Here is a 13,123-nt window from a genome sequence, read left to right on the forward strand (position 1 = left end):
TGCTCCGGCGCATCCCAGTCACTTCACCGCTCCGGGGGGAACGGAATGCCACACCAGTCGTGTACGGCCGCGAGAACCGCGGCGTACACCGCCTTGTTGCTCACGCTGTCGGTATTGCTGTCCTTGTCGCTTCCCGTGGGTTCGGCTCAGGCGTCCACCACGGGAACGGCTGCCGCCGTCACGGCTGACGAGGAATGTTCGGCTCTTCCGCTGTCATCCTTCGGTGAAGCCGCCCCCGCAGAGGGCACCGTCGACATTCCGGCCGACGGTGACGTGTGCTTCACCGTCACCGTGGAGCAGCCCGGACTGCACCGCCTGCTCATGAGCGGAAGCGGTACCGAAAACACCTACGCGTCCGTCTTCGACGGCGAGGCCGAAATCAACTGCTACGCCCCCCAGTGGGGCGCAGGCTGGTGCGACCTCGGCCGTCAGGGTGCGTACACGCTCCGGCTGCACAACAACTGGCCGGATCCGAGCAGGCCCACCGTTGCCCTCACCCCCCTCCGCACGGAGGACGGATGCTCGCCCGAGACCGGCACCGCATGGGACAGAGCCCCGCTCACCGGATCGGCGGCCGGGCCCACGGCCGTCCAGTGCCAGCCGTTCTCCGCGCGGCCCGGGGAACGCATCACCCACGACATCTCGACCACCGTGGCCGGCGACAGCGGGTCCTGGATCACCGACGAGACCGGGGCGCGGATCTGCCCCCACTTCAACGAAGACGACAGCGAGGGGTGCGTTCTTCCCGGTGACGGTCCCTACCGGGTCCTGTCCCAGGTCAGCTACGCGGAGCGGGGCTACCCCGCCGAGTACACCCTCAAGGTCCGCAGGCTCTCCGACCCGGTCGGCTGCGCGCGCGTGCCGCTCAACGCCTACAACTCCGCTCCCACCGCTTCGAGTTCGGCCACCGGCTGCAAGACCTTCACCGCCCCGGCCCCCGGACGCTACGACGTGTACGGGGTCGGCTCCAGCGGCCGTACCGTGCTCGGCGTGTATGACCGGGACGGGAAGACGGTCTGCACCACGTGGTCGGGCTGCGCTCTCCCGGCGGCCGGTGACTACACGGTCCTCACGGACCGCGCGACTCTGATCATCGACCGGGCTTCCTCGGTCGGGTGCGTGGGTGCCGGAATGGGCCTGTACACCTCCGAGTTCACGGTGGGCGGCGAGATCGACTGCCTCTCCCTGCCGCTGCCGGCCGGTGCCCGCATGGCCGTGCTGAAGGCCCTCAACGGCCCTCAGCCACAGCCGGACGTGACCGTCGTCGACGCCGACGGTGTGCAGCGGTGCGACCGGGAGGCTCTCTCGGCCGGCACCTGCGAGCTCAGCGGCACGGCGCCCTTCCGGGTTCTGGTCTCGACCGACGACGAACAGCAGCCCACCGGCGCGTACACCCTGGCTCTGCACCGCACGGACGCGGCGAGTGGCTGCCCCGCGATTCCGGCGGGCGATTTCTCCGCCAACAGCGCCCACGCCCGTTTCTCCACCGGCGACGGCGTCTTCTCGCACTGCCTGAGCATCCCGGCCGACGCCCACAGCGCACAGGAGAACTTGCAGATACAGGCGGCACCCGGCACGACGTCGACCGCCGGATTCTCCGTCCTGGACGCGAACGGCAAGCAGGTCTGCACCGCCTACTCGACCCTCTCCACCTGGACAACTTGCGCACTTGCCCCCAGGGTCGCACACACCGTGCTCGTCACCGGACGCGATACCCCCGCCACCTACACCCTGACCCGCCGGGACGTCACCGCCTCGGCGAAGGGCTGCACGGCGAATCCGGCGACCAAGGTCGGCGGTCCGTCCACGGGTGGTGCGATGGGCGCCCCGGGCACGCTGCTCTGCCGCCAGGTCACGACGGCCGACGCGAAGGACATCGTGCACCTCGACGTACGTGACGCCCTGGGCACCGCGAACGTCGTGGCTTACGGCGCCAACGGCAACGCCCTGTGCAACAGGAACGCGGCGTGTGCGGTGACGGGTTCCACCCACTACCAGGTCCTCGTCACCGTACGGGCGGGTCTGAAGGCCGCTCCCGCGTACCGCTTCGACGCCCTGCGCATCGCCACTGCCGCCGGCCCGGCCGCCGAGTGCGCGAAGGTGGCCAACGTCAGTTACGGGTACGGGCCGGTCACCGGCACGCTCGACGAACAGCACACCGCGGTGTGCGCGGCGCTGCCCACGGCGTACAACGACCGCTTCGACATGGAGATCAGCGACACCACGGGTGCCACAGAGACCGCGGTCCCGGCGCTCTACGACCCGAGCCTCGACAACGGCTGCTTCGACTCCATGCCGTCCGGATACGAGTGCTACATCAGTGAGCCGTACGGCTCGTCGGCCACTCCGAGCATCTTGGTGCTGTCCCTCCCCGAGACCGCCCCCAGGACGTCCTTCAAGGCCGAAGCGGTCTGCACGTTCGTCCGCTGCGGAGTGGAGAAGGTCACCGTCGGCTCGGTGACTCCGGTCACCGGGGCCACCGGCAGCAGGGCCACCGTCCAGGTCAGCGGTACGGCTCTGCACGAGGACGACAAGGTACGGATCCATCAAGCCGGCAAGGTCGTCGAGTCGACCACCACTGCGGTGTCGGCCGACCGGAAGACGCTGACGACCGTTCTTGATCTGACCGGGGTGGCCGTCGGCACCTGGAGTCTCAGCGTCATCACCCACAACGGGTGGGAGTACGGCAAGGGCACGTTCGCCGTCACCGCCGCCCCGTTCATGAACCGTACGCCTCCGGTGATCACGGGCTCCGCGAAGGTCGGTGGCTTCCTGGCCGCGAGCATCGGTACCTGGTCGTCGGCGCCGACGTCGTACGCCTACCAGTGGTACGCCGCCGGTACGGCGGTGGCCGGGGCGACTTCGGCGAACTTCGCCGTCCCCACCTCTCTGCTCGGCAAGAAGGTCACCGTCACCGTCACGGCCCGCCGGACCGGAACGCCGGACGCGCGAGGTACGTCGGCGGCGGTGACGATCGCCCAGGGTGTGGCGCCCAGGAGCGTCATCACTCCGAGGATCACGGGCACGGCGAAGGCCGGCGCCAAGCTCACCGCCGCGGCCGGAGTGTGGCTTCCGGCCCCCGGCTCGTACACCTACCGGTGGTACGCGAACGGCACGGCGATCTCGGGTGCGACCACGTCCTCCTTGACACTGACGACTGCCCAGCGGGGGAAGAAGATCACTGTGAAGGTGACCGCGTTCCGGGCAGGGCATGCGAGTGGGTCAGCGGTCAGCAGGGCAACCGGAGTGGTGGCCGGGTGACGGTGTTGCCTCGCGGGAGGGGTCCTCACCTCTGGTGGGGGCCCCTCCCGCGGCGTCTGGGGGGCCCGCGCACACCGGAGAGCGGTCCTACACCGACCGCAGTGCCCGTGCCGGGGCCGCGGGCGGGGCCTTCTCCGTGGCGGGTTTGCCGAGCAGGGACGGGAGTTCCGTCAGGGACGTGAGGTGCCAGTCCGCCGTCTCCGTCACGTCCGGGTGTTCCGCCCACCAGTGGCCGTAGGGACCGCGGCGGATGTGGGCCGTGCGCAGGCCCATGGACTTGGCCGGAAACAGGTCGTTGGCCGGGTGGTCGCCCACGTACACGGTGGCCCGGGGGTCGGCTTCCGCGGCGTGCAGTACGTGGGTGAAGAAGTCCGGGTCCGGTTTGGCGACGCCCCACTCCTCCGAGGTGACGACCAGGTCAGCGGGCAGGTCGAGGGCGCGCAGCAGTTCGCCCGCGCGCGCCGTCCGGTTGCCCGCGATCACGACACGGAGGCCCAGGGCACGTAGTTCGGCGAGGGCGGGGCGGACGTCGGGGTAGAGGTCCGACTCGTCCAGGTGTTCGCCCCGGCCCGCCGCCGAGCGGGCGTGCGCGGCCTCGGCGACGTCCATGCCGGGGCGCAGCAGCCGCAGCGCGTCGGCGCCCTCGCCGCCCTGGACGACCGCGGCGCCGACCAGTGCGCTGAGTGTGTGCGGCGGGATGCCCAGCCAGTTGGCCCAGGACGCCCAGTAGCGGTCGTCGCGGATGAGTGTTTCGCCGATGCCGAAGACGATCGTTTCCATCACCGGGCCGAGCCTACGGGGCAAGCGGGGCATATCGGTCCAGGCGCCAGGGGCGCGGGAGTGGTCCGACCCGCCGGAGTGCTGGTCCGGGGCGGGCGCCTCGCTCGTATGCTCGGTTCATGACCGATCCTCAGCGCGGACGCCCGACCACCAACGCCATGCGGCGCGCCCTCAGGCGCGCCCGGGACGGCGTCGCCCTCGATGTGACCGAGGCCGCCGTGCTGCTCCAGGCGCGCGGCGACGATCTGACGGACCTCGCCGGGTCCGCCGCCCGGGTGCGGGACGCCGGGCTCGACGCGGCGGGCCGGCCGGGTGTCATCACGTACTCCCGCAAGGTCTTCATCCCGTTGACGCGGCTGTGCCGGGACAAGTGCCACTACTGCACGTTCGTGACCGTGCCGGGAAAGCTGCGGCGCGAGGGGCACGGCATGTTCCTGTCGCCCGACGAGGTCCTCGACATCGCCCGCAAGGGTGCCGAAATGGGCTGCAAGGAAGCGCTGTTCACCCTCGGGGACCGCCCCGAGGACCGCTGGCCGGAGGCGCGCGAGTGGCTGGAGGCCGAGGGGTACGACGACACGCTCGCGTACGTACGGGCGATGGCGATCCGGGTCCTGGAGGAGACGGGTCTCCTCCCGCACCTCAACCCGGGCGTCCTGACCTGGACCGATCTGCAGCGGCTCAAGCCCGTCGCGCCGTCCATGGGCATGATGCTGGAGACGACTGCGACCCGCCTGTGGTCCGAGCCCGGCGGGCCGCACCACGGCTCCCCGGACAAGGAGCCCGCCGTACGGCTGCGGGTGCTGGAGGACGCGGGCCGTTCCAACGTCCCGTTCACCACCGGCGTCCTGATCGGGATCGGCGAGTCGTACGAGGAGCGTGCCGACTCCCTCTTCGAGCTGCGCAAGACGGCCCGCGCCTACCACGGCATCCAGGAAGTCATCGTGCAGAACTTCCGCGCGAAGCCGGACACGGCGATGCGCGGCATGCCCGACGCCGAGCTGGAGGAGCTGGCCGCGGCGATCGCCGTGGCCCGCCACATCCTCGGCCCGTCCGCCCGCATCCAGGCCCCGCCGAACCTCGTCGACGCCGAGTACGCCCTCCTCATCGGTGCCGGGATCGACGACTGGGGCGGTGTCTCGCCGCTCACCCCCGACCATGTGAACCCCGAGCGGCCCTGGCCGCACATCGACGAACTGGCCGCGAAGACGGCCGATTCGGGCTTCGTTCTCCGTGAACGCCTCACCATCTACCCGGAGTTCATCCAGCGCGGGGAGCCGTGGCTGGACCCACGGCTCCTCCCGCACGTACGGGCCCTCGCCGACCCGGAGACGGGACTCGCGAAGGAGGGGGCGATTCCGGCCGGGCTGCCCTGGCAGGAGCCCGACGAGGGCTTCAACGCCTCCGGCCGCACCGACCTGCACCGCACCATCGACACCGAGGGCCGCACCGGCGACCGGCGCAACGACTTCGACGAGGTGTACGGCGACTGGGGAGCCCTCCGTGAGGCGGCGGCCCCCGGCATGGTGCCCTCCCGCATCGACGGCGATGTGCGCCAGGCACTCGGCCAGGCCGCCGACGACCCGACGAAGCTCACCGACGACCAGGCGCTCGCACTGCTGCACGCGGACGGCCAGGCACTCGACGAACTGTGCCGGATCGCGGACACGCTGCGCCGGGACGTGGTCGGGGACGACATCACGTACATCGTCACGCGGAACATCAACTTCACCAACGTCTGCTACACCGGCTGCCGGTTCTGCGCCTTCGCCCAGCGGCGTACGGACGCCGACGCGTACACCCTCTCGCTCGACCAGGTGGCCGACCGCGCCGCCCAGGCGTGGGACGTCGGCGCGGTCGAGGTCTGCATGCAGGGCGGCATCCACCCCGACCTGCCCGGCACGGCCTACTTCGACATCGCGCGGGCGGTGAAGGAGCGCGTCCCCGGCATTCACGTGCACGCCTTCTCGCCGATGGAGGTCGTCAACGGGGCCACCCGCACCGGCCTGTCCATCCGTGACTGGCTGACCGCCGCGAAGGAAGCCGGCCTGGACTCGATCCCCGGCACCGCCGCCGAGATCCTCGACGACGAGGTCCGCTGGGTCCTCACCAAGGGCAAACTGCCGACGGCCACCTGGCTTGAGGTCATCAGGACCGCCCACGAGGTGGGCCTGCGCTCCTCCTCGACCATGATGTACGGGCATGTCGACCAGCCGCGCCACTGGCTCGGCCATCTGCGGACCCTGGCCGGCCTCCAGCAGGAGACCGGTGGTTTCACCGAGTTCGTGACGCTGCCGTTCATCCACACCAACGCGCCCGTCTATCTGGCGGGTATCGCCCGCCCCGGCCCGACCGACCGCGACAACCGCGCGGTCACCGCGATGGCCCGGCTCCTCCTGCACCCGCACATCACCAACATCCAGACCAGCTGGGTGAAGCTCGGCACGGAGGGCGCGGCGGAGATGCTGCGCTCGGGCGCCAACGATGTGGGCGGGACCCTCATGGAGGAGACCATCTCCCGTATGGCGGGGTCGGGTTACGGCTCGTACCGGTCCGTCCAGGACCTCGTCGCCATCGCCGACCTCGCGGGCCGTCCGGCGAAGCCGCGTACGACGCTGTACGGGGAGGTCCCCGAGGAGCGGGTCGAGGCCGCCGCCGCTTCGGACGGGCACCTGCCGGAACTGCTGCCGGTCCTGCCGGGCTGAGGACGGGCCGGCCGCGCGCTCGCCGGGGGCTCCTCCACGGGGGCTCCTCCACGGGGGCGCCTCCACGGGGGCGCGGCCGGCTCGGTGCGTGGCCGGCTCTGTGCCGGGCCGGTTCAGTGCGCGGCCGGTTCAGTGCTCGGCCGGGACCTCTCCGGACGCCGTGGCGATCACGTCGTCCAGCACCTCCCGGGACCGCAGCAGGTCGCCGATCCTCCGGTCGATGCGGTCGCGCTCCACGGTGAGGTCGCCGACCAGTCGCGGGGTGGCGACCTCGGACGGGCCGCCGTCCGCGTCCCGTACGCAGGGCAGCAGCTGGGCGATCTTCGAGCTGCACAGCCCGGCCGCGTAGAACTCCTGGATGCGGATCACCCGGTCGACCGCGCCCTCCGGGTAGTCCCGGTGGCCGCCGGGGGTGCGGCCGGCCGTCAGCAGCCCCTGGGTCTCGTAGTAGCGCAGGGAGCGCTCGCTCACTCCCGTACGCCTGGCCAGCTCGCCGATCCGCATGCGATTCCTCGCCTTCTCGGACGTAACGCCGTCTCGGACTTGAACCTGACACCGGTGTCAATTCTTACCGTGACGGCATGACGAACGCATCCGCTTCCCCGAAGCTCTTCGAACCGGCCGGTCTCGGCTCCCTCACCCTGCCCCACCGCCTCGTGATGGCCCCGCTGACCCGGAACCGGGCCACGGCCGACGGCGTACCGACCCCGCTCATGGCCACGTACTACGCCCAGCGTGCCTCCGCCGGGCTGATCATCGCGGAGGCGTCCACGCCGAACGCCGTGGGCCAGACGTACCCGAACATCACCGCGATCCACAGCCCGGCCCATGTCGCGGGCTGGCGCCGCGTGACCGACGCCGTCCGGGCGGCGGGCGGCCGGATGTTCCTCCAGATCCAGCACGGCGGGCGCGTCGGCCATCCCGACACCAGCGGGCTGACGCCCGTCGCCCCCTCGCCCGTCCCGCTCCCCGAGACGATCCACACCCCGGCCGGGCGCCGGCCCTCGGTCGTCCCCCGCGAGATGACCGTCGAGGACATCGGGGACACCGTGGCGGACTTCGCCTCCGCCGCGCGCAACGCGATCGAGGCGGGCTTCGAAGGCGTCGAGGTGCACAGCGCGAACGGCCACCTCCTGCACCAGTTCCTGGCCCAGGGGACCAACCGGCGCACCGACGCCTACGGCGGCTCCATGGCCGGCCGCATCCGCTTCGTCACCGAGGTGGTCGAGGCCGTCGCCGACGCGATCGGTGCCGACCGCGTCGGCCTGCGCCTCTCGCCCGGGAACACGGTCAACGGCATCGAGGAGGGCGACACCGAGGAGATCTACCGGGCACTCGTCGCCGCGCTCGCCGGCAGCGGACTCGCCTATGTCCACCTGGTGCACGCCGACCCGGACCAGCCCGTCTACCAGCAGATCCGGAAGGACTGGCCGGGCACGCTGATCGCCAACCCCGTGCTGCCCGCCGGCCGCATCCCGGACGACGGCGGTATCGGCCACGGCGAGCGCCTCCTGGCCGCCGGAGCCGACCTGATCGCCCTGGGCCGCCCCTTCCTCGCCAATCCGGACCTGATCCACCGCATGCGCACCGGCGCCCCGATGAACCAGGTGCGGGACGCGTACCTGATGTACGTCGGCGGGGAGACGGGCTACACGGACTACCCCGCCCTGCCCGCCGTCAGGTGACCCGTGTCACATTCCGTCGTCTCGCGGTCACTCGTGTCACATCGTGCCGGGCACGTCCGTCAAGGAGGTACGACCACCAGCCACGGCACCCAGGAGTTCCTCATGAACGCTCGACTGAACGTCTTCGCCAACCCGGTCGCCACCGCCCTCATGAAGCACTTCAACATGGCGGGGAAGGCGGTCACGGAATCGGGACTGCCGGCCACCACGCAGGAGCTGGTGAAGATCCGCGCCAGCCAGATCAACGGCTGCGGCTTCTGCACCGACATGCACACCAAGGACGCCGCGCACCAGGGGGAGACCTCGACGCGACTCCACCTGATCTCGGTCTGGCGGGAGGCCACGGTGTTCACCGACGCCGAGCGTGCCGCACTGGAACTCACGGAGCAGGGCACCCGTATCGCCGACGCCGCCGGAGGCGTCCCGGACGAGGTCTGGGCGAATGCCGCCAAGTACTACGACGAGAGCCAGCTCGTCGCCCTGGTGTCCCTTATCGCCGTCATCAACGCCTACAACCGGCTGAACGTCATCATTCAGCAGCCCGCCGGCGACTACAAGGTGGGCCAGTTCGGATAAAGGGCCGGACCGGATACCGGGAAGTGCCCGGCCGGGGCGGCGGATACCGCCCCGGCCGCACCCGGCACCCACTCCGGAAAACCGTGAGGAATGCCGTTCAAAAGTGCTCTCGCGAGCTACTCCGTACATACCGTTCCGGCCCTGATCCGGCCCTTCCCGTTCGATTACAGTGCTTGCGCAGTCGCAGGCCGGTATTCGGAGGGAAGGGGCACGGTGAGCACAGGGACCACAGCTGTCTGGGGCCGTGCCGAACAGCAGGACTTCCGCAGCCGGGTACGCGGCGCCCTGCTCGGCGGCGCCATCGGTGACGCGCTCGGCGCGGGCGTCACGGAGCTGACGCTGGAACAGATCCGCGAGGCCCACGGCTCCGAAGCGGTCACCGACCTCGTACCCGCGCACGGCAGACGCGGCGCCGTCACCGCCGTCACACAGCTCACCCTGTTCACCGTCGACGGGCTGATCCGCGCCCAGGTCCGCCGTGACACCGGCGCCTGGCACCCGCCCACCGACGTGCACCGCGCCCATCTGCGCTGGGCCGCGACCCAGCGCGACTGGGGCCCCGACGAACGCCGTGCGGGAGACGGCTGGCTCGCCCGCGAGGAGTGGCTCTACACCCGCCGCGCTCCCGCGCGCGAATGCCTCATCGGCTTCGGCGACACCGTGATGGGCACCCTCGACCAGCCGAAGAACCCCTCCGCACGGGACTCCGCCGCCCTCACCCGCTCCGCACCCTTCGGCCTCCTGGTCGGCTGGGAGCCGCAGCTCGTCCTCCAGCTGGCCGTCGAGTGCGCGGCCCAGACGCACGGCCACGCCACCGCTCAGCTCGCCGCCGGAGCCTTCGCCGTCATGGTGCACGGACTGGCCCGCGGCGAGACGCTGGACGGCTCCGTGCAGCACGCCCTTGCCCTGCTCGCCGGGCGCCCGGGCCAGGAACCGGTCACCGAGGCCCTCAAGCGGGCCCTCGGCTCCGTACGCCAGGGCATCCCGGGCCCGGCCCTCATCGAGGCACTGGGCGCCACGGACTCCGCCGAGGAGGTCCTCGCCGTGGCCCTGTACTGCGCTCTGGTCGGCGAGGACGTCCGCCACGGGCTGCGCCTCGCCGTGAACCACGGAGGCCCCTCCGCGGCCACCGGGGCGGTCTGCGGAGCCCTGCTCGGCGCACTGCACGGCGAGACCGCCCTGCCGCCCGCCTGGCTCGCCGAACTGGAAGGCCGGTCCACCCTCCTCGAACTGGCCGACGACTTCGCGATGGAGATGACCCAGGGCCCCGCCCTGCACAGCCCGACCGCCGTCGCCGCCGGCTGGCTGGCCCGCTACCCGCGGGGATGAGCGCGGGCACGGGAACGGGGGTGGCCGACCCCCCGGCCCGCCACCCCCGTCAGGTCGTACGAAGGTCAGTCCTTCACGCCCTCACGGAGCACCGGGTCCGCGGGCCCGGCCTGCGCGGGAATCCCCGCTCCGCCGGCCGTGCCCCCGTCGTCGCCGTCCGTGTTGATCCGCTCGATGATCGCGTCGCGCTCCGGGGTGTCCTCCGGCTTGATGAAGCCGATGACGATGTAGAGCACGAGCGAGATCGCCAGCGGCAGGGCCACCTGGTACTGGAGCGCCACATCCGTCTTCACCGAACCGTCGAGGTTGTAGTTGGTGAAGAAGAACGCGAGCAGCCCCGCGGCCCAGCTGGTGAGCGCCGCGGTCGGCCCCGACTTCCGGAACCCGCGCAGCAGACCCAGCATGAACGGGATCGCGATCGGGCCCATCAGACCGGCCACCCACTTGATGACGACCGAGATGATGTCCTTGAACGTGGGCGAGTTGATCTGCGTCGCCAGTGCCATCGACAGGCCGAGGAAGGCGAGCGTGGAGAGCCGCGCCGCCAGCAGACCGCTGCGATTGCTCCAGGAGCGCGCCGCCTTGGAGAAGACCGGTGCGATGTCGCGGGTGAACACCGCCGCGATGGCGTTGGCGTCCGAGGAACACATGGCCATCGTGTGCGAGAAGAACCCGACGACCACCAGGCCCAGCAGACCGTGCGGCAGCAGTTGCTCGGTCATCAGGGCGTACGAGTCCGAGGCGTCCGGCTTCTTCGCGTCGACGAGCAGCGGGGCTACCCACATCGGGAAGAAGAGGACGACCGGCCAGACCAGCCACAGGATCGCGGAGAGCCGGGCCGAACGGGTGGCGGAACGCGGGGAGTCCGTGGCCATGTAGCGCTGGGCCTGGTTCCACATGCCGCCGTTGTACTCGAAGGTCTTGATGAACAGGTACGCCAGCAGGAAAGTCACCGTGTACGGGCCGGCCGTCGGGTCCGTGTGCCCCTCGGGCAGCTCGTCCCAGACCGTCCACAGCGAGCTGATGCCGCCCAGTTCCTTCAGGACGATGATCAGCATCGCGAGACCCGCGAAGAGCTGGATGATGAACTGGCCCAGCTCGGTGAGCGCGTCGGCCCACAGCCCGCCGACCGTGCAGTAGACGGCAGTGATGGCACCGGTGATGAAGATGCCCTGGGTGAGGGTGATGCCGGTGAAGACGGAGAGCAGCGTGGCGATGGCCGCCCACTTGGCGCCGACGTCGACGATCTTCAGAAGCAGCCCGGACCAGGCCAGTGCCTGCTGGGTCTGGATGTTGTAGCGGTTCTTGAGGTATTCGAGCGGGGACGCGACGTGCAGTCGCGAGCGCAGCCGGTTGAGCCGGGGCGCGAAGAGTTTGGCGCCGATGCCGATGCCGATGGCGATCGGCAGCGACCAGGTCACGAAGGACGTGACGCCGTACTGGTACGCGATACCGGCGTAACCGGTGAACATCACCGCGCTGTAGCCGGACATGTGGTGCGAGATGCCCGAGAGCCACCACGGCATCTTGCCGCCGGCCGTGAAGAAGTCGCTGACGTTGTCCACGCGCTTGTGCGACCAGAGTCCGATCGCGACCATCACACCGAAGTAGCCGATGAGCACGGCCCAGTCGAGACTGTTCATGTGCCCCCTCCAGGGGTCCGCCTTGTGAACGGGTACGCACTTCGTCAGTACGGCCGCTCAGCGGTGACCCCGTGCGGGAGCGGGGACTTCGGGGATTGAACCGCCTGTTCGGGCCCCCGGTCAAGACATTCCTCGGTCAGGGATGTGAACGGGAATCAGTAAGTCGAACGATTTTGCTTGTTCTTGACCTTGTGGGGCGTTGTCGCGAACGTGACAGCGGCCACACGATGGGCGGGCACTTCGTCAGGCTGTGCAGAGACCGGAAGCCCGCCCTGGGTGACACAGGTACGACAAGACCGCACGGGATGCGGGTCCCGTGCGGCCGAGCAAGGAGGAGATCTGTCCCTGCCGTCAGCGCATCAGCTCGCCGGCGTTGACCAGAAGCGACTGCCCGGTGATCGACCGGGCCCGGTCGGAGGCCAGGAACACCACGGCCTCCGCCACGTCCCCGTCGGTGGCGGGTTCGGGCAGTGCCATCCGTGCGGTCAGCCCGGCCAGCACCTCCTCCTCCGGTACGCCGTCGGTGTGCGCGGCGAACTTCACGTACGCCCGCACCGGCGGCCCCCACATCCAGCCGGGCAGCACCGTGTTCACCCGTATCCGGTGCGGCCCCAGTTCCTGCGCCAGTGAGTACATCGCGGAGGTGAGCGCGCCCTTCGAGGCCGCGTACGCCGCCTGCCGCACCTGTGTCGGGGCGGCCACCGAGGACTGCGTGCCGATGATGACCACCGAGCCGCCACCCTCCTTCAGGGCGGGCAGGCAGGCCCTCGTCATCCGCAGCGTCCCGAGCAGATTGACGTCGAGCACCGACTGCCAGGCGGCGAAGTCGGCATCCTCCAGGCCGCCGAAGTGGCGGTCCAGGGCGGCCACATGGACCACCGCGTCGATCCCCCCGAACCGGGCGAGCGCGAGCGCGGCGAGCGCCTCGCACCGGTCCTCGTCGGTGATGTCGGTCGGCAGGCAGGCCGTGTTCCGGCCCTCCGGATCGATCTCGGCGGCCGTCCTGGCGAGATTCGCCGCCGTACGCGCACCGAGGACCGCGCGGCCCCCTTCCCGTACGACGGCCGCCGCGACCTGGTGCCCGAGCCCGGCGCCGACGCCCGACACGATGACGGTCTTCCCCGCGAGCAACATCGGCGCCTCCCGG

General features: G+C 70.7%; 9 protein-coding genes. 5 read left to right on the top strand and 4 right to left on the bottom strand.

The window, feature by feature from the left end; genetic code table 11:
- The first annotated feature begins 45 nt into the window (after positions 1-45).
- Positions 46-3,261 carry a hypothetical protein gene (locus ACFWSK_RS15755; RefSeq protein WP_383785566.1) on the top strand — a complete coding sequence of 1,072 codons (3,216 nt, stop codon included), beginning with the start codon at positions 46-48 and terminating at the stop codon, positions 3,259-3,261.
- 87 nt (positions 3,262-3,348) lie between these two features.
- On the opposite strand, the gene ACFWSK_RS15760 is transcribed toward ACFWSK_RS15755, so the two are convergent.
- Positions 3,349-4,041, bottom strand: coding sequence for an HAD family hydrolase (locus ACFWSK_RS15760; protein ID WP_383785768.1), 693 nt, complete (start codon positions 4,039-4,041; stop codon positions 3,349-3,351).
- Positions 4,042-4,160: 119 nt separating this feature from the next.
- Between ACFWSK_RS15760 and ACFWSK_RS15765 the strand changes: the two genes are divergently transcribed.
- Positions 4,161-6,743 carry a bifunctional FO biosynthesis protein CofGH gene (locus tag ACFWSK_RS15765; RefSeq protein ID WP_383785569.1) on the top strand — a complete coding sequence of 861 codons (2,583 nt, stop codon included), beginning with the start codon at positions 4,161-4,163 and terminating at the stop codon, positions 6,741-6,743.
- A 129-nt stretch (positions 6,744-6,872) separates the two neighbouring features.
- Here the strand turns inward: ACFWSK_RS15765 and ACFWSK_RS15770 are convergent, their stop codons facing one another.
- The gene (locus tag ACFWSK_RS15770; RefSeq protein ID WP_383785572.1) at positions 6,873-7,247 is read right to left on the bottom strand and encodes a MerR family transcriptional regulator; all 375 of its coding nucleotides are present in this window, start codon (positions 7,245-7,247) and stop codon (positions 6,873-6,875) included.
- A gap of 77 nt (positions 7,248-7,324) precedes the next feature.
- Here ACFWSK_RS15770 and ACFWSK_RS15775 point away from each other — a divergent pair, with 77 nt between their 5' ends.
- The 3 genes from ACFWSK_RS15775 (at position 7,325) to ACFWSK_RS15785 (ending at position 10,333) form a co-directional block, all read left to right on the top strand.
- The gene (locus ACFWSK_RS15775; RefSeq protein ID WP_383785575.1) at positions 7,325-8,428 is read left to right on the top strand and encodes an alkene reductase; all 1,104 of its coding nucleotides are present in this window, start codon (positions 7,325-7,327) and stop codon (positions 8,426-8,428) included.
- Between the two features lie 102 nt (positions 8,429-8,530).
- Entirely contained in the window at positions 8,531-9,004 is a 474-nt protein-coding gene (locus tag ACFWSK_RS15780; RefSeq protein ID WP_383785577.1) for a carboxymuconolactone decarboxylase family protein, read from the top strand.
- A gap of 213 nt (positions 9,005-9,217) precedes the next feature.
- Positions 9,218-10,333: an ADP-ribosylglycohydrolase family protein gene (locus ACFWSK_RS15785; protein ID WP_383785579.1), complete on the top strand. Its 1,116-nt coding sequence runs from the start codon at positions 9,218-9,220 to the stop codon at positions 10,331-10,333.
- Between the two features lie 65 nt (positions 10,334-10,398).
- Here the strand turns inward: ACFWSK_RS15785 and ACFWSK_RS15790 are convergent, their stop codons facing one another.
- Entirely contained in the window at positions 10,399-11,976 is a 1,578-nt protein-coding gene (locus tag ACFWSK_RS15790) for a sodium:solute symporter family protein (RefSeq protein WP_383785581.1), read from the bottom strand.
- A gap of 351 nt (positions 11,977-12,327) precedes the next feature.
- Positions 12,328-13,110 carry an SDR family oxidoreductase gene (locus ACFWSK_RS15795; RefSeq protein ID WP_383785583.1) on the bottom strand — a complete coding sequence of 261 codons (783 nt, stop codon included), beginning with the start codon at positions 13,108-13,110 and terminating at the stop codon, positions 12,328-12,330.
- Between the last annotated feature and the right edge of the window lie 13 nt (positions 13,111-13,123).

The sequence above is a fragment of the Streptomyces sp. NPDC058620 genome (genome assembly GCF_042717135.1).
Lineage (GTDB): Bacteria > Actinomycetota > Actinomycetes > Streptomycetales > Streptomycetaceae > Streptomyces.

Excerpts from the sequence above, each read along its gene's own strand:
- ACFWSK_RS15755 (WP_383785566.1), top strand. The coding sequence starts at position 46 with ATGCCACACCAGTCGTGTACGGCCGCGAGAACCGCGGCGTACACCGCC.
- ACFWSK_RS15760 (WP_383785768.1), bottom strand. The coding sequence starts at position 4,041 with ATGGAAACGATCGTCTTCGGCATCGGCGAAACACTCATCCGCGACGAC.
- ACFWSK_RS15765 (WP_383785569.1), top strand. The coding sequence starts at position 4,161 with ATGACCGATCCTCAGCGCGGACGCCCGACCACCAACGCCATGCGGCGC.
- ACFWSK_RS15770 (WP_383785572.1), bottom strand. The coding sequence starts at position 7,247 with ATGCGGATCGGCGAGCTGGCCAGGCGTACGGGAGTGAGCGAGCGCTCC.
- ACFWSK_RS15775 (WP_383785575.1), top strand. The coding sequence starts at position 7,325 with ATGACGAACGCATCCGCTTCCCCGAAGCTCTTCGAACCGGCCGGTCTC.
- ACFWSK_RS15780 (WP_383785577.1), top strand. The coding sequence starts at position 8,531 with ATGAACGCTCGACTGAACGTCTTCGCCAACCCGGTCGCCACCGCCCTC.
- ACFWSK_RS15790 (WP_383785581.1), bottom strand. The coding sequence starts at position 11,976 with ATGAACAGTCTCGACTGGGCCGTGCTCATCGGCTACTTCGGTGTGATG.
- ACFWSK_RS15795 (WP_383785583.1), bottom strand. The coding sequence starts at position 13,110 with ATGTTGCTCGCGGGGAAGACCGTCATCGTGTCGGGCGTCGGCGCCGGG.